We start from the raw sequence: 17,058 nt of genomic DNA on the forward strand, positions 1-17,058 counted from the left end.
TAATTATTACTTCCTCTTTATGGGGAAGTTTTTATGTGAAACACTTTTTTAGATCTTATAATATTACAGCCCCTGGAGTCTTTCAATTTTTGGAAGGCTCCTTTTTTTGTAGAAAACTAATAATAAACATTTATGATTTAAGTCATAAATAAGCTTGAAGGTTCAGAATATATTTGATTAGAGTTCATCACGATCTCGCAACCCTATTTTAAACAAATACTTATATATTTATTTTTACGTCCTAAACGTCTTTTAAAATTAAAGTACATCTTTGAATAAAAAATCCCCAACCGAAGTTGAGGATAAAAACTAATAACCATGAAAACTCAATTTAAACATGAGTTACATTTTACATTGAAATATCGTGCCAAGAATTTCATTTATTTTATTTTAACTTAATTTTAAGATTTCGCATTAAATAAATATTATTTCTTAACATTAAAAGACCCCTCAAATTGAGGGGGCAAACTTTTACCTTTGTTCAAGGTTACAACATATATGGAACAGTAAAGATACCTGAACCGGAAAATACACATTATGATCAGAATCATAATTACTAATATTACTTAGTTTCAATACATTCCGCTATAGTATTCCTCTTTTGCCAGGAGGTTTTAATTTTAATTGAGAATTTACCTTTAAATATATTTGTAAGCTTGGAGTTATATGATGGTACAGTATCATAAAACAAGACCTCCCGTCATTAATACAAGAGGTCTCAAAAACAATAAAAACTTTTATATCATATCATCATATTACCTGTGTATACAATCATCCAATTCTTAATAAGATCGTTTGACTTTTTGTTTAAGTTTGTCTCATCTTGGCTAAATGCTTATCTAACAAAATTGAAAACTAACGCTCAGAAAAATCAAAAACTCATTTAATAAGAAATAAACAACTGAATACCACACCATTAAAGGTAAGATTTTATTTTTAAATATTTCAACATTTATTGAAATATTTTTCTTTGCTTTGTAACAGTGACTTGAGAAAAAAAATAAGCTCCCATATTTGGGAGCTTATTTTTTACAAATTATTTAATGTATTATTCCTTGATAAATTTCTTTTGGGCTGTACCCTGAGTATCATCAATATCGATAACATATACTCCGTGGATCAGGCTGCTTACATCTATTTTGTTATTTAAGATGATCCCGCTTGTCACAAGCTGACCCGCCGCATTGTATATCTTATAATTAGCTCTTTTGCTAATATTTTTCACATTCAATATTGTATGTACCGGGTTAGGATAAATCAATATTTCCGTTTGGTTGGTTGCATTAGGTACCGGATTTTTAGAGATTCTTACTGTATAATCCTCAACTTCCCCGTTGGCAAATCCTGTACAATTTACAGGGATACCATCTCTCTGCATGGCAACTCTCATTACTACATACTTATAATCTGTCGTACTGATGAACGCATCAGAAGGTACACTGAACGTTCCTGTAATAGGTGTTGTCGTATTGGGTGAAGACACAAGAATTCTCTCATTGATATCAAAGCTTCCGTTTCTGTCAAAATCAATCCATACAGCAATACCTTCATTATATGTATTTCCTGTCCAAGACTTTTCAATAGAAATCTCATTACCTGTAGATCCCTGAATCAACTGAATAAATTTGGATGTATCAGCTGTAAAGTCTGAATACGTAGTGGCATCTGTACTGCTCTCCATAGTCGGTTTACCGCTTGGTTTTACCGTAACTTTTGAAATATATTCAGATGCTGAGCTTCCGGATTTCATCGGACAATAGATTACTGTAGGTGTTGTGAAGTAGTAAGGAAGTGTATAAGTTCCCGGTGTACCACTACAAACATTGGCTACTTCCATTTCATATTTTGTTAACTCCAATAATCCTGTGATCACATAATTATTGTTCGTTACTGCAACTGTTGTCCAGCTTGGTATACCCACTTTTCTATATCTTAAGATATAAGTAGCACCAGGGAAAGAATCCCAAACTACAGTAGCGGTAGTAGTTGTAAGATTAGTAATTGTTAATCCCGGAGGAGGTAAATCACATGTTCTTTCAGTTGTGAATACAGCAGGAGAAGACCATCCGTTATAAGTTGTTTCATTATCACACTTATTGGCAATCTGAACCTCGTAAGTTGTATAGACATTCAACCCGCTTAATAAGTACGTATTTGTCGGCGCTAATGGTAAAATAATATCAGCGCTCCATCCTGCATTACCACTTCCTACAATTCTATATCTCATTTTATAAGATGAACTTACCGCAAGTGGCGACCATGTGATCAATGCAGATGTTGTCGTAATGTTACTTGCTGTAACATTCGGAGGTGTCGGGTCACATTTCGTTAAAAATTCATTATGAGAATATGTTCCAGGAATACTGTTACAAACTGCCGCTACTTCTACTTCATATAGTGTAGCCGGTAATAAACCTGCCAGGTTATATGTATTAGTAGTTGCAGGAGCCGCTGCCGCTGCCACACTTACCTGAGTCCATGCACTACTAGAACCTACCGGTCTGTATCTCACAATGTATGAAGCTCCACCGCTATCTTGTGGCCATGTTAATATTGCTGTATTATGTGTAATAGCACTTACAGCTACAGTTGGTGTTGCTGTGCTACAGATTAGTAATTTAATATTATCTACAGCTACAGGAGGCTGATTACCACCACTGCTGTCGTTTCTCCATTCAAATACCAGACGCATTGTTGTTCCTGCAAAGCTGCTGATGTTTAATGTACTGTTAAGATATGACTGCCATGTGGTTTGCTGGTTATAGTTATTTCCTAACTGAATTCTTCCCGCACCTGCAGTAATCTGAGCTCCCGCAACAGGCATAAAAGATGATGGAACTAACCAAACTCTTAGGTAATCATAAGAACTTTCTCCATCTGCTTTCCAGTCAAAAGATAATGTGGCAATCGAAGCTCCGGCCGGTACAAGAATATCACGGTAAGCCTGTACTACACTCGTAGAACTTGTAGAATATTCATTCGTAGTTCCGTTTGTATTGGATATATAAATGGAATTAGCAGGGTTTCCGGTTGCTGAACCATAAGCCCATTTATTGGTTTGAGTTCCGTTGATGAATCCAAAATCATTCGCTCCTGTAAAGTTTTGATTATATGGGATCGTTGCAGGAATCTGCGTAGTACTGAAACTTGGACCCCCAATCCAGAAACTGCTGTCCGTAGGGCTACATACAGACTTTACCCACCAGTAATAAGTGGTATTTGGCGTTAACGTCGTTAAGTTTACAGAAGTCGTAGTACTTGTTCCTGTCGGAGGAGTACCTGCAACAGGCGGAGTATTCGTTGTTGTAAGATAATAAGCATATCCATTGGCAGGTGCCGGCGTCGGACCTGTCCAGCTCAGTACAGCACCTGTTGCTGTTACCCCATTTACAGCCAAAGCTGAAGGTACCACACAAGTAGGAATTGCTAAATTGATATTATCTAAAGCTACAGGAGGCTGAGTACCACCACTGCTATCATTTCTCCATTCGAATACCAAACGCATTGTAGTTCCGGCAAAACTGCTCAGGTCTAAGTTGGTATTAAAATAAGTCTGCCAGGTCGTTTGTTGATTATAATTACCTCCAACCTGGATTCTTCCTCCTCCGGCAGTAATCTGAGTTCCTGCTACAGGCATAAAAGATGCCGGAACCAGCCAGACTCTTAAATAGTCATAAGAACTTTCCCCATCTGCTTTCCAGTCGAAAGACAAAGTCGTTGCAGTAGTTCCTGCCGGGATAATTATATCTCTGTAAGCCTGAACAATACTGGTTGTTCCTGTAGAATAAGTATTATCGGTTCCGTTATTCGATATATAGATGGAATTCGCAGGATTTCCTGTTGCAGAACCATATACCCATTTATTAACCTGGGTTCCATTCGTGAATCCCAGATCATTCCCAGTCGAGAAGTTTTGACTGTATGGAATAGTTGCCGGTATTTGAGTCGTGGTAAAATTATCTCCATTCGCCCAGATACTGCTGTCTGTAGGGCTACATATTGCTTTTACCCACCAATAATAAGTAGTATTAGGAGTTAAAGTTGTTAAGTTCACAGAAGTTGTAGTAGTAGTTCCTGTAGGGGTTGTTCCTGCAACAGGCGGAGTATTTGTAGTCGTAAGGTAATAAGCATATCCGTTCGCAGGTGCAGGCGTAGGTGCTGTCCACGATATCGTTGCAGAATTGGATGTAATGGCTGAAACTGGCGATACTGTTGGAAGTAAACATGTTGGAATCGACAGATTAATATTATCGATTGCAACAGGTGGCTGGGTTCCTACACTTCCATCATTTCTCCATTCAAACACTAAACGCATAGTACTTCCTGCGAAGCTGCTGATGTTCAAACTTGTATTTAAATACGTTTGCCAGGTTGACTGCTGATTAAACTGTCCCAGCTGAATATTTCCCCCACCAGTGCCAATCTGTGCACCGGCAGTTGGAGTTAATGTAGCCGGAACCAACCAAACTCTTAAATAATCATATGTACTTTCCCCATCTGCTTTCCAATCAAATGCTAAAGTTGCAATTGTGGATCCTGCAGGAATTGTGATATCTCTATATGCTTGTACAACGCTGGAACTTCCAGTATCATAAGCATTCGCCGTTCCTCCGTTATTTGAAATATAAATGGAATTGGCGGCATTTCCTGTTGCGGCACCATATTCCCATTTATTTGTTTGACTTCCATTAACCAATGTCAGATCATTTGCCGTCGAAAAATCCTGAATATACGGCAGCGTGGCGGGGGCTTGCGCAAGCAAGTTCACGTTGATCAAACAAAGAAGAAGTATTAAAAAAATAGAAAATCTCTTCATAAGTTATCATTATTAATATTAATCCTACAAATCTAAATCGTTTTTTTATAACATTTAGTATATAAATTAATATTTTTTATATGAATGTTATAAATAACAAATATTGAGATAGCGGAAAAAAGTACGGATTAATCACTCTTTACAGAAATGACAACCAACAAAAAAAAAACCGAGTCCCCATTTAACTCTACTTTTTTACTGAAAAAATGAATTGTAAAATTCAATGTTGGAAATTATTTTTTACTAAAATTAAAAAACAAACGGCCTCCTGAGAGGCCGCAAAAAACACAAATGATGAAAAAAATCTATTTCTAGAGTCGAAATAGAATATCTTAAATATAAAATTTAGCTTTCTATTGCTTTTGATCCGCTCAATTAATGCTGTATCATATACTCATTAAGCTTATTTAAACTTGTAATTATTGAATTTAAACTACAATGTACGATCAAAATTTGTATAAATATAATTTTTAAAAAACCAAAAATACTATTTATTTCTAAAATCCATTAATAAAATACTGTTAAATCCCATTTTAGGAAATGATCACAATACTTTGCCGTACTTAATTTCATCAACAATATTTCAAAAATATACTTATCCTCAAAAGTACTTATTTAATATGAATTTAATCAAAACCCATAATTAAATGAAATGTACATTATAAAAGATCCCTGGTATATCCGAGGGATCTTGATGAATAATATTTTAGAAGATTAAAACCTTTTAATGACTAAAAGCTTTGGATTATGCCGCAATTTTCATGCCTACACATAAAAAATTAACAACCTTCACAATAAATTAACTTTCTTATGATTTTATTATAAACAACCAACCTATAACTAACTGACAATAAAACGCTTACAAATAAAAACTTTTTATTTTCTGAAATTTTTAAAATATATTTTTACTTTTTCTGATTCTTTTCTGATTTTTTAACTTTTGTTAACTAAAATTTGGCTTCATAATTGAAAATACTTAGAAAGCTATCATCTTTTTGATGAGGCAACCTTAGACTAAAAAATTTGAATTATGAAGAATATAGTAATAACAGGTTTATTGTCAGTATTTTTACTGACAGCTTGTAAAAAGGATGATCAGGTGGCGGAAAAGTCACTGGAACAACAGAAAATTGAATTCCAGGCCAAACAACTTGAAATAGAAAAACAAAAGTTGGCGATTGAAAAAGAGAAAATGGCCTATGAATCTCAGAAAAAAGCAGACAGTATTGTTGAATCCAATAAAGCAAAAGCTGTAGCTGCAAGAAATTCTGAACCAAGAGTTATCACAAAAACCCGAACCATATATAGAGACAGAGAATCAGGTTCAAGCAATAGTAATAATGGAAACTATGCAAACAACGGAAGCAATGCTTCTCAGGGAACAACTCAGAAAAGAGGAATGAGTAAGGCTGCTAAGGGAACCATTATTGGTACCGTAGGTGGAGCTGCTGCTGGGGCTATTATCAGTAAAAACAACAGAGGTTTAGGAGCTGTAATTGGTGGTGTTGTAGGTGGTGCAACGGGATATGCAATTGGTAGATCCGGAGACAGAAAGGACGGAAGAGTACAACCTCGTAATTAATAATTATACATAAAAGAATAAAAGATTGCTTATTTTTAAGCAATCTTTTTTTATGATTCTAATTCTGTTTTCCTCTGTAATTATTATCTCCACCCTTCTGGGATGGGGAAAAATTATGGATATGCTTTCAGGAACTTTATTTTCAGGTATTTCAGGAAAAGCTTTTTCGGGAATATTTATCATAAGTGTTATATGGACCTTAATCGCATTTTTCATTCCGCTCAATATCAACGTAGAAATAACCACGATTGCAATAGGTTTGTTCTTTTTTTTTTAAAGATAAACTCTATCTGGAATATTATCGGTTTTCAAAAAAAGACATGATTCTTCTGACTGCCATCGTGTTGATCATTCTTTTTTGTGGTTCTTATTATCCTTATATTCTGGATCACTTCGGCTATTATGTACCCTCTATAAAATGGCTCACGGAATACGGCCTTGTTAAAGGAATCTCTAATCTAGACCTTACATTAGGGCAAATGTCGGTATGGCATATATTCCAGGCAGGGTTTTCTAACTTTTCTGATCCTTTTCTACGGATCAACGTCATCATATTAATCATTTATGCATTTTATATCATTGAAAAAAAATCCTGGATTCAACTTGGGTTTCTTCCGGTTATGCTTCTCTTCTCTCAGTCCCCAAGCCCGGATCTGCCGGTTATTATTTTTTCGCTGATTATTTTAAATGAAATTTTATCAGAAAATAAAAAATCAGCTCTCCTTTTCGCACTCTCTGTTTTTATTTTCACAATAAAGCCAACCATGATCTGGCTTCCCGTTCTTAGTTTTCTTTATTCAGTCTTTATTATCAAATCGCCTGTAAAGAATATTTTTTTGGGTGTGGTAATACTTATTTTGTTTTTCGTAAAAAATATCTGGACATTCGGGTATCCTGTATTTCCAATTGCTTTTGTTGACCTGGGAATATCATGGAAAACCAACCCTGAAATACTTAAAAGATCATCTCAGTTTGCCATTCAGAAAACCTATGACATGCAATACACTTTTGAAGAAATTCAAAAGTTTTCTTCAATAGATTATATTAAAAACTGGCTCTTTTTAAAAGGCATTAAAGCAAAGATCAATATTTTATTCATACTGACTCTTCTTCTTTTGATACTGTATTCTGTTCGAAAGAAAAACAGAGTTATTAATCTTATCACCATTTCAATAATTATCAAGACAATCCTTGTTCTTTTATTCTCTGCACAGTACCGGTTCTTCATTGATGTTTTCTTTATTGTAGCCTTTATTTTGTTATCTCATTATATTAACAGAAGTAAATCAATAGCCATATTTTCAATAGCGGGCACTTGTGTTATATTCTTTTTCTTATTTCCATCATTGATTGCAACGCATATTCCAAGCTACAAAATGGCCCGTTTCATGGGTAAGTTTGAAAAAAAACAGATTTACCAACCCTCTGTATATCAATATACCCCGTTCAGGTCTTTCAGAATCGGAAATCTTATCTTTAATGTTCCTGAAAACTATCCTTATAGTTTTGGCACTCCACTTCCTTCTATGACCGTTAGTTATATTATTGATAATGCTAACGCAAACATCTTTCCGCAAACCATCAATAAAAATAATATCCGGGAAGGCTTTGTATGGAAAACGATGAATATGAAGGAGAAAAAAGAAGCAATGCGGGTTATCAATATTATCATTAACCACAATAAACAGAACTAAACACAAAGGCATTATTATATTAATAAAAAGCCGTAAATTTGTGCTATGTTCAATACTTTAGGTAATCTTCTCAGTCTTACAACATTTGGAGAAAGTCACGGTGTGGCTTATGGTGGAATAATCAATAACTTTCCGGCAGGTTTAACAGTTGATCTCGATCAGGTTCAATATGAACTGGATCGTCGCAAGCCTGGCCAGTCTGCTATCGTTACTCAGCGAAAGGAAAGTGATACGGTAAAATTTCTTTCCGGAATATTTGAAGGAAAAACCACAGGTACCCCCATTGGTTTTATCATCGAAAATGAAAATCAGAAATCAAAAGATTATGATCATATTGCAAATGCATACCGTCCAAGTCATGCAGATTTTACATATGATCAGAAGTTTGGGATCAGGGATTACCGCGGAGGTGGAAAATCATCTGCCCGGGAAACAATCAACTGGGTTGTAGCCGGAGCGCTTGCAAAACAGCTCTTATCAGATATCGAGATCAATGCCTATGTTTCTTCCGTAGGTGACATCTTCTGTGAGAAGCCTTATCAGGATTTGGATTTTTCCAAAACAGAAAGCAATGATGTACGTTGTCCTGATACTGAGACAGCTGAAAAAATGATTGCCCGAATTAAAGAAATTAAAAAAGAAGGAAATACCATCGGGGGAACCATCACCTGTGTTATAAAAAACGTTCCTGTAGGAATTGGAGAACCTATTTTTTCCAAATTGCAGGCTGAACTTGCAAAGGCAATGCTGAATATCAATGCCTGTAAAGGTTTTGAATACGGAAGTGGTTTTTGTGGGGCTAAGATGACCGGCAAAGAACATAATGATGCCTTTAATCCCGATTTTACTACAAAATCTAATCTTTCTGGGGGAATACAAGGTGGTATTTCCAATGGTATGGATATTTATTTCAGAGTAGCTTTCAAACCTGTAGCCACCATATTAAGACCACAGGACAGCATAGACAAAGATGGAAATCCTGTTGTTGTTGAAGGAAAAGGAAGACATGATCCATGTGTCGTTCCAAGAGCGGTTCCCGTAGTTGAAAGTTTAGCCGCATTTGTATTAGCCGACTTATTTTTGATCAACAAAACAAGAAATCTAAATAACTTTTAAACACAATAATATACACCATGAAAGATTATTGGGATAAAGCAATCAATTTTGAAGAATATGTTCGTATTGGAAGACAAAGACTTGAAACTCCTGACAACCAACATGACATCGATTATAAACAATATTATGAACTGGGGCTTCAAAGGATGGACAGAACCCTAAAAAAATATATCCTTGACGAAAACCAGGTTAACGAATTAAAATCTAAGAATTTTAACGGGAAAATTCTGATTATTTCAGAAGTATGGTGTGGTGACGCCAGCTCAACGGTACCGGCACTTGTTAAGTTTTTTGAGGGTCATAATGAGGTAAGAATTTTTCTGAGAGACAGTGATAAAAGTTTAATTAATCAGTTTCTAACGAATGGAACAGAGTCTATTCCTAAAGTTATCATCCTGAATGATGATTTTACGGTAAAGAACTCATGGGGACCCCGACCTCATTACGGCAAAGAATTGTTAATGAAATATAAGGCAGATCCGGAGGCTTATCCTAAAGATCAGTTTTATAATGATCTGCAAATTTACTATGCTAAAAACAGAGGTAAGGATGCTGTTCAGGAAATACTGGAGTTATTGTAATAAATGTATGCGTCAGAAATGACAATAAAAAATAGCAGATGAAAAAAAATATACCATATCTTGTACTTATCATTATTATAGGAATTATTGCTTTTATTCCAGGAGTAAGAAATTTTGTGAAGGACCAGTTCTTTCCTGTTGCTACTATAGAAAATGCAGTAACTGTAAGTAAGGAAGATTATGATATCGATTTACAGGGGATTAACGTTCCAAGTACAAATCTGAAAAACTTTACAGATAAACCTATCTTTCTAAATTTCTGGGGAACCTGGTGCCCGCCATGCAGAAAAGAATGGCCAACCATTCAAAAGCTGTACGACACCAGAAAAGGGAATGTAGACTTTGTACTGATTGCTATGAAAGATGAAGAATATGCAGTAAGGAAATTCCTTCAGGAAAATAATTATACGGTCCCTGTTTATATTGCCCAAAGTCCGATTTCAGAAAAGCTGTTACCAAAAGCATTCCCGACAACATTTTTACTGGATAAATCGGGAAGGATCCTGATCAAAGAAGACGCGTACAGAGATTGGAATACAGAGTCTGTACATCAGTTCATTGACAATATTATTAAATAAATCTTTTAACGAATTTTTATAATTATTTGGTATAGAATTTGCGAATTTTGTAAAGTCAAGAATTTATTTAAACCAAACACAAAATGAAATATTCTAAATTAAACCTGGCTAAAGAAGCCATCAACCATAAGGGCTTTGTCAAAAAAATACCTGACATTTTCAGAATGGTTAAATATTGGAGAAAAGGAATTTATCCTATGAAATCCATTGATATTATTTTACCGATGTTAGGGATTTTATATATCATTTCTCCAATCGACTTAATTCCGGAAGTAGCTGTTCCTGTTTTGGGAGTCCTAGATGATCTGGCTGTTTTATACTTAGTGATCCCTAAACTAATCAAAGAAGTGGACAAGTTTTTACTTTGGGAAGCTGAACAAAAACTAAATACAGGTAATACCAAGATAATCGATGCTCAAATTATAAAATAATTGACGCAAATATATTATTTGAAGCCATTCCAAAAATTTGGAATGGCTTTTTATTTATAATTTAGGGATAAATTTTTGAGCCTTATTACAAATCCTTAAATTTGCAACATCTAATAAAAAATAATGGAAAGTAAAAAAGAGTTCTTTTTAGAGTGCTACAAGCTAGGTATCATTAAATTTGGGAGGTTCACTTTAAAAAGCGGTATTGAAAGCCCGTTCTACGTAGATCTGAGACCTTTGGCTTCTGATCCTAAAATTTTGAAAAATCTTGCAAATTATTTATTGGAAATGCTTCCTCTGGATAATTTTGACCTTATTTGTGGAGTTCCTTATGCCGCTCTTCCTATGGCTACAGCCATGTCTCTGGAAAGTTACATTCCACTTATCATTAAAAGAAAGGAGGCTAAAGATTACGGGACCAAGAAAATGATCGAAGGAATTTATCAGAAAGGACAAAACTGTTTATTGGTAGAAGATGTGATCACTTCCGGAAAATCTTTATTAGAAACCATTGCTGAAGTAGAACAGGAAGATCTAAAAGTAGCAGATATCGTTGTAGTTCTTGACAGGGAACAGGGAGGAAAGCAGCTTTTGGAAAGTAAAGGATTCAGAGTTCATACCCTATTTAATATTTCAGAAGTATGTACTATTCTTCAGGAAACAGGAGAATTATCAGATGAAGAAGTAAAAAGGATCCAGGATTTCCTTTTAGGAAACCACATCCAATTTGAAGAAAAAATCAGAGCTTCTTATGAGCAGAAATTAAAATCCGCTCAACATTCTGTTTCTAAAAAATTATTAGAACTAGCCATCAGTAAAGAATCGAACCTTATTGCTTCAGCAGATGTTACCACAACCAGAGAGTTACTGGAATTTGCTGAAAAAGTAGGACCTCATATTATTGCTCTCAAAACACATATTGACATCATCTCAGATTTCGAATTTGAAAAAACAATTACTCCGTTAAAAGAATTAGCCGAAAAGCATAAATTCTTACTCATGGAAGATAGAAAATTTGCCGATATTGGAAACACACAGGAATTACAATTCACGAGTGGAGTATTTAAAATTACCGACTGGCAGATTTTGTAACGTCACAGGTTATCGGTGGTTTTGAATCTCTTGACTGCTTTAAGAATGTAGGTGTTGTTGCAATTATAGGAATGTCTTCAAAAGGAACGTTAACAACGAATAGCTACCGTGAAGAAGCTCTTAAAGTATCTCTATCCCATCCTAATGTAATCGGGGGAGTTTCTCAAAACCCAATTCCTGAAGAATTATTGTTATTCACTCCAGGAGTAAATCTTTCAGATTCGGGAGATGGAAAAGGACAGCAGTACAATACTCCTGAACATGTTTTTAAAAGCCTGAATACTGATTTTATAATCGTAGGAAGAGGAATTTATAAATCTGAAAATCCTGAAGCTGCCGCATTAACTTATAAAAACGAAGGCTGGAAAGCTTATATAAGTTCTTTAAAAAAAAGGTTAATTCGAGAATAAAAATTTATAAGTCTATACAAAATGAGTTATATTTGATGCTTTATCACCACATTGAGAAAGATCAGTATTTGTCTTATTTTGTTTTTGGGAATTGTGCAGGTTTCTGCGCAAAAAGACAGCATTTCTATTGAAGCGAAGTTATCTTCAGATAAAAAAACGCTGGATATAAATCAGGAAATTGTTTATTACAATAACTCTGAAAAAGATTTAAGTACCGTTAAACTTTTAAACTGGGTTTCTGCTTATCAAAAAAGAGGAACTTCACTTGTTTACAGAAAACTGGAAGATCGTAATACTGATCTTCATTTCGCAAAACCTGAACAACTGGGGAAACTTTTACAATTTAGCATAAAAGGACCTGATGATGAGGCTATTCCTGTAAATAATTTAAGTGCGGAAAATCTTTTTATTCCTTTAAATGCACCTCTTCAACCGGGGAAAAGCATAAGATTAAAACTGCAGTATCAGATACAGCTTCCGGATAAAAAATTTACTGGATACGGTACATCTGATCGAAATATAGCTTTAAAATATTTCTTTATTGTTCCGGATCATTTTGATCCGGGCAATATTTTAGGAAGATATTATCATGATATCGAAGAGTCTGTAAGTTTCAATACCTACTGGACCTTCCAATTTGACCTTCCTGCCCAATCTTTTATTGAAGGTAATCTTCACCAGGATCAATCCAATTTATTCAAAGGTTATCTGGATTCAGATCCCGAGTTTATCATTTCCCAGGATGAATACCCTTTCATTAACGTAAATACAGGAGATATAAGCACAGAAGTACGGTTTGGATATCCACTAACACCACAGGAAAAGGAAAATTTAGAATTCTATCTTCCGCTGCATTTAAAATTTATAAAGGAAAAGATCGGTTATCTTCCATCAAGACTTTTTATTTCTGAAAAGTTCAGAGCGAATGAAGATTTTTTTGGTAATAATGATATTAGTTTCTGGAAATTCCGGTTTCAATTATTTACAGATGCAGAAAAGGCAGATCTCGATTACCTGGGAATTATCGCCAAAAAAGTCCTTGACGAAAGTATTATTACAGATAAACAGGATAATCACTGGTTTAAGAATGGATTGAAATCCTATATAGAAATTCAATACATCAAAAAATTCTATGGCGAAACAAAGCTGCTGGGAAAACTACCTGAATCAAAAATATTTGGAATCAGACCATTAAAATTATTTCATGCTTCTAATTTGAAATTAATTGATCGCTACGGTCTTACCTACCAATATATTATGTCTCAGAATCTGGATCAGAAAATCGGAGAAAAGTTTACTGTACTGAGCAATTTCAATGTAATGGCTATAAGTAGCTTTGAAACAGGAAGCTTATTCAACTATTCTGCTGATAAAATGGGATATGAAAACTTCAATACCCTGTTGCAGAACTACATAGCTAAAAATACAGACAAGCAAATTGATCCTAAAGATTTCCTCATAGAACTTGCAGAAAAAGATAACAGGACCGCTTATTTAACCGATTTTTTAAAACAAAAAAACAGGGTTAACTTTAAGCTTCAGAAATTGAAGAAACAAGACGATTCACTGCATATTAAAATCAATAAAAATACCTCTGCTCCTATTCCTGTTAAATTAGAAACAAAAACGAGAGAGGATGAAAAAAAAAGAATACTGGGTAGAGACCGACGGTGAGGAAATGACAAAAACGGTTTCCATTCCCGCATTAGATATATACAAGATCACTTTAAATAATGATTATATCTTTCCGGAGTCGAATTACAGAGACAACTTCCTTTACTCCAAAGGCTTATTCTCAAATGCAAAAAAAATAAAACTTAAACTTATAAAGGATATTCCCAATCCTGAGTTTAATGAAATCTACATCAGTCCAAGAATCCGTTTCAATAATACTTATGATAAATTTCTTTTAGGATTTAATTTCAAAAACCAATCTTTTTTTGATCAGAAATTCCTTTATTCTGTTACACCTACGTACAGTACAGGAACCGGAAAATTAACGGGTTCAGGTGCCGTTTCATATTCTTTTCTTCCTGCAGAAAGTATTATCCGCAGTTTAACCTTCGGAGTATCCGGGGCATATTACCATTATGATTATAATCTTGCTTACAGGAAAGGCTCTGTTTTTTCCAATATCAGTTTTAGAAAGAATCCCAGAAGTACGGTAAGCAGAGGAATAAGCATGTCATATAATTATTTCGAGAGAGACCTGAGCCCTCTTATGATAGCTAATAATGACTATGACAAGTATAATCTGTGGAGTATCGGATATGGATATACGGATAACCAGATGATCCATGAAAAAAGTATCAGCATCAGCACCCAGGGAATGGAAGACTTTAATAAAATAACTGCCGAAGGCTTTTACAGATGGGAATTTGCACCTAAACAAAAGCTCAGCCTAAGATTATTTGCAGGATATTTCGTGAGAAATGACACTAGAAATAATACTTTTAATTATGGGATTTCCAGGGTTTCCAATTACTCTTTTTCATATAATCTTTTAGGGGAAAGTGCCAACAGTGGTTTTCTTTCACAGCAGTTTATTCTTGCTGACGGAGGATTTAAATCTTTTATTCCCGGAAGTGTAAATCAATGGATTACCTCTTTAAATGTTGATACCAGCGTATGGAAGATATTCCATTTGTATGCTGATGCAGGAATTTATAAGAACAGGAACAACCCTACCCAATTTATCTGGGATAGCGGAATTAAATTAAAAATAGTTCCTGATTTTCTAGAAATTTATTTCCCAATCCAATCCTCGCTGGGATTTGAACCCGCATTTAAAGATTACGGAAGGCGAATCAGATATACTTTAGTTCTCAATCTCGGATCCATTATCAATGCCGCAAGAAGAGGATGGTATTAAATAAAAAATCTAAAATTTTATAAAAACAAAACGGCCGCTTTAAAAGCGGCCGTGTTTATATCTGAAAAGTAGAATTAATCTTTTAAAATTTTCTGAGAAACAGGCTCATTGTTCACAATTCCCGTTACGATATAATTTCCTTTTTGTAATTCTGAAACATGTAAAACCTCATTTTCTTTTACAGAAGCTGTTTTTACAACCTGTCCGTACATATTATAAATTTTCACATCACGAGACTGAGTTCCAAACGTTATACCATCATTCTGAATAAAAGTATTTTTAACAAGCCTGTGTTTAGATACAGAAACCTCGCCGGTTGCCAATGTTCCGGTTGTCAATGAAAAGTCATCAAAGCTAACGGTTGAATTGCTGTATGCACGAAGATGTAGCTGTAATCTATTAACATTGGCCGGTGCCGTAAATGTGATTACTTTTTGTTGCCAGGCTGCACTTTTAGGTAAATATTGATTGTTATTTCTTAATGGATCATTAGCAGCGTCCGTTACGAGATTAACCGGATTATCACCAGCATCTAAAAAATTACTCCAGATTCTTCCTCCATTACCTGAGCCGTTTATTTTATACCAAAAGCTAAGTGTATATTGCGTTCCGGCTGTAATATTAACATTTTGAAAAAAACCAGTCGTAGCTGTTGGTACATAATTAGCTCCAAAAGAGCCGGTGTGTGCATCTGCTGTAATATTAGGTGCTGTATATGCCGTATTCCAGCCAGCAGCCCAAGGTGCTAAAGTTCCTGTTTCAAAACCAGGATTTTGTACGAGATTTTGTGCATTCGCAAAAATCAATGATGTAGCAATGCTTAAAATTGTAAAGATTTTTCTCATAATTTTTCTTTTTTATGTTTGTTTTTTTAATCTCTACAACAAAATTACACCTAAATTAAAGCGACTAAATTAAGGATGGATTAAGTTTCTATTAAGAATATTAAATCAATATGCTATTATTATAAAAAAACCACCGCTTTTTAAGCGGTGGTTTTTCCATTCAAAAATCAAAATTAATCTTTCAGAATTTTCTGTGATACCGGTTGATTATTGACGATACCTGTAACAATATAACTTCCTTTTTGTAGCTCAGAAATATCCAAAGTCTGATTTTTATTGACCTTAGCTGTTTTTATAACCTGTCCATACATATTAAATATCTTGATATCCTTCACTTTTGTTCCGAAAACAATACCTTCATTTTTGATGAATGTATTTTTTATAAAACTAAATTTCTCACTACCGGCATCAAGAACAGATAAAGTAGTGGATGTTCCGGATATGGTTACATTATCCACCCTGGCGGCTCCGCTTGTACTATAATTTGATGAGGCACCCACCGCAGTATAAGTACTGCTGTTCGCAGGATCAAACACGGATACAATCCTTACCGCAAATTGTGTGTTATTATTGGCTCCAGCCGGAATAGAATTATTCATGCTGACCCAATTAGAGGATGATGTAGGTCCGATTTCAATTACATTCCCTACATCAAACCATTCCGTACCATTGGTTGTGTATTGCATTTGAAAATATTTTGAGCTCGTATTGGAGCCCGCAATATTAAGAGATACGGAGATTGCCGAATATCCTGAAGTATCTACTTCAAATTTAAAACCCGCGGTACCCGATGCAGAGCCTTGTCCAGGAAACCCATTCACACTCCATGCTCTGCCCGGAGACCCTGAAGCAAATGTTGGATTATTACTTACTCCAAAAACACTTGCAGTTCCCGAACCTGTGGTGGCAGCATTTGTATTTCCATCAAAATTCCATTGAGTAATAACAGATTGTGCGGACATAACTGTTGTGGTTGCCAATGCAACAAATAGAGAATAAATCTTTTTCATCTTTGTATTTTTTATAATTTTCTATTTTAAA

Annotated in this window: 12 protein-coding genes and 1 pseudogene; 10 read left to right on the forward strand and 3 right to left on the reverse strand. The window is 34.8% G+C overall.

The genetic code is table 11. From position 1 onward, the window contains the following. Positions 1-1,048: 1,048 nt before the first annotated feature. Positions 1,049-4,768: a fibronectin type III domain-containing protein gene (locus ACJ5H0_RS10040; RefSeq protein WP_411249517.1), complete on the reverse strand. Its 3,720-nt coding sequence runs from the start codon at positions 4,766-4,768 to the stop codon at positions 1,049-1,051. Between the two features lie 1,078 nt (positions 4,769-5,846). Between ACJ5H0_RS10040 and ACJ5H0_RS10045 the strand changes: the two genes are divergently transcribed. From ACJ5H0_RS10045 to ACJ5H0_RS10090, 10 genes and pseudogenes are all read left to right on the forward strand, one after another. Further along, a complete protein-coding gene (locus tag ACJ5H0_RS10045; RefSeq protein WP_172280380.1) occupies positions 5,847-6,398 on the forward strand; it encodes a YMGG-like glycine zipper-containing protein in 552 nt (183 codons plus the stop codon). A gap of 52 nt (positions 6,399-6,450) precedes the next feature. Further along, positions 6,451-6,675: a hypothetical protein gene (locus tag ACJ5H0_RS10050; protein WP_411249292.1), complete on the forward strand. Its 225-nt coding sequence runs from the start codon at positions 6,451-6,453 to the stop codon at positions 6,673-6,675. Positions 6,676-6,718: 43 nt separating this feature from the next. Further along, positions 6,719-8,092, forward strand: coding sequence for an LIC_10190 family membrane protein (locus tag ACJ5H0_RS10055; RefSeq protein WP_411249294.1), 1,374 nt, complete (start codon positions 6,719-6,721; stop codon positions 8,090-8,092). A 45-nt stretch (positions 8,093-8,137) separates the two neighbouring features. Then, positions 8,138-9,208 (forward strand): chorismate synthase, encoded by a 1,071-nt coding sequence (gene aroC / locus ACJ5H0_RS10060; protein ID WP_172280384.1) that lies wholly within the window; start codon positions 8,138-8,140, stop codon positions 9,206-9,208. A 17-nt stretch (positions 9,209-9,225) separates the two neighbouring features. Beyond that, positions 9,226-9,789, forward strand: a complete 564-nt coding sequence (locus tag ACJ5H0_RS10065; RefSeq protein ID WP_411249297.1) for a thioredoxin family protein — start codon at positions 9,226-9,228, stop codon at positions 9,787-9,789. A gap of 38 nt (positions 9,790-9,827) precedes the next feature. After that, on the forward strand, positions 9,828-10,367 hold the full coding sequence (locus tag ACJ5H0_RS10070; RefSeq protein WP_172280387.1) for a TlpA family protein disulfide reductase: 540 nt from the start codon (positions 9,828-9,830) through the stop codon (positions 10,365-10,367). An 83-nt stretch (positions 10,368-10,450) separates the two neighbouring features. Then, a complete protein-coding gene (locus ACJ5H0_RS10075) occupies positions 10,451-10,798 on the forward strand; it encodes a YkvA family protein (RefSeq protein WP_172280389.1) in 348 nt (115 codons plus the stop codon). A 123-nt stretch (positions 10,799-10,921) separates the two neighbouring features. Further along, positions 10,922-12,300 (forward strand): annotated as a pseudogene (pyrF, locus tag ACJ5H0_RS10080) (orotidine-5'-phosphate decarboxylase). A gap of 51 nt (positions 12,301-12,351) precedes the next feature. Beyond that, the gene (locus tag ACJ5H0_RS10085; protein WP_411249299.1) at positions 12,352-13,974 is read left to right on the forward strand and encodes a hypothetical protein; all 1,623 of its coding nucleotides are present in this window, start codon (positions 12,352-12,354) and stop codon (positions 13,972-13,974) included. Further along, complete coding sequence (locus ACJ5H0_RS10090; RefSeq protein WP_411249301.1) at positions 13,937-15,172, forward strand: hypothetical protein; 1,236 nt, start codon at positions 13,937-13,939, stop codon at positions 15,170-15,172. The genes ACJ5H0_RS10085 and ACJ5H0_RS10090 overlap by 38 nt, the downstream gene beginning before the upstream one ends. Positions 15,173-15,246: 74 nt before the next feature. Here the strand turns inward: ACJ5H0_RS10090 and ACJ5H0_RS10095 are convergent, their stop codons facing one another. After that, positions 15,247-16,017, reverse strand: coding sequence for a carbohydrate binding domain-containing protein (locus ACJ5H0_RS10095; protein WP_411249303.1), 771 nt, complete (start codon positions 16,015-16,017; stop codon positions 15,247-15,249). A gap of 173 nt (positions 16,018-16,190) precedes the next feature. Continuing rightward, positions 16,191-17,027 (reverse strand): T9SS type A sorting domain-containing protein, encoded by an 837-nt coding sequence (locus ACJ5H0_RS10100; RefSeq protein WP_411249305.1) that lies wholly within the window; start codon positions 17,025-17,027, stop codon positions 16,191-16,193. Between the last annotated feature and the right edge of the window lie 31 nt (positions 17,028-17,058).

The sequence above is a fragment of the Chryseobacterium proteolyticum genome (assembly GCF_046591535.1).
Lineage (GTDB): Bacteria > Bacteroidota > Bacteroidia > Flavobacteriales > Weeksellaceae > Chryseobacterium > Chryseobacterium proteolyticum.

Bases quoted from the DNA above. Each gene is read 5' to 3' on its own strand.
- ACJ5H0_RS10050 (WP_411249292.1), top strand. From the start codon at position 6,451: ATGATTCTAATTCTGTTTTCCTCTGTAATTATTATCTCCACCCTTCTG.
- ACJ5H0_RS10090 (WP_411249301.1), top strand. From the start codon at position 13,937: ATGAAAAAAAAAGAATACTGGGTAGAGACCGACGGTGAGGAAATGACA.
- ACJ5H0_RS10095 (WP_411249303.1), bottom strand. From the start codon at position 16,017: ATGAGAAAAATCTTTACAATTTTAAGCATTGCTACATCATTGATTTTT.
- ACJ5H0_RS10055 (WP_411249294.1), top strand. From the start codon at position 6,719: ATGATTCTTCTGACTGCCATCGTGTTGATCATTCTTTTTTGTGGTTCT.
- ACJ5H0_RS10100 (WP_411249305.1), bottom strand. From the start codon at position 17,027: ATGAAAAAGATTTATTCTCTATTTGTTGCATTGGCAACCACAACAGTT.
- ACJ5H0_RS10045 (WP_172280380.1), top strand. From the start codon at position 5,847: ATGAAGAATATAGTAATAACAGGTTTATTGTCAGTATTTTTACTGACA.
- aroC (WP_172280384.1), top strand. From the start codon at position 8,138: ATGTTCAATACTTTAGGTAATCTTCTCAGTCTTACAACATTTGGAGAA.
- ACJ5H0_RS10075 (WP_172280389.1), top strand. From the start codon at position 10,451: ATGAAATATTCTAAATTAAACCTGGCTAAAGAAGCCATCAACCATAAG.
- ACJ5H0_RS10070 (WP_172280387.1), top strand. From the start codon at position 9,828: ATGAAAAAAAATATACCATATCTTGTACTTATCATTATTATAGGAATT.
- ACJ5H0_RS10065 (WP_411249297.1), top strand. From the start codon at position 9,226: ATGAAAGATTATTGGGATAAAGCAATCAATTTTGAAGAATATGTTCGT.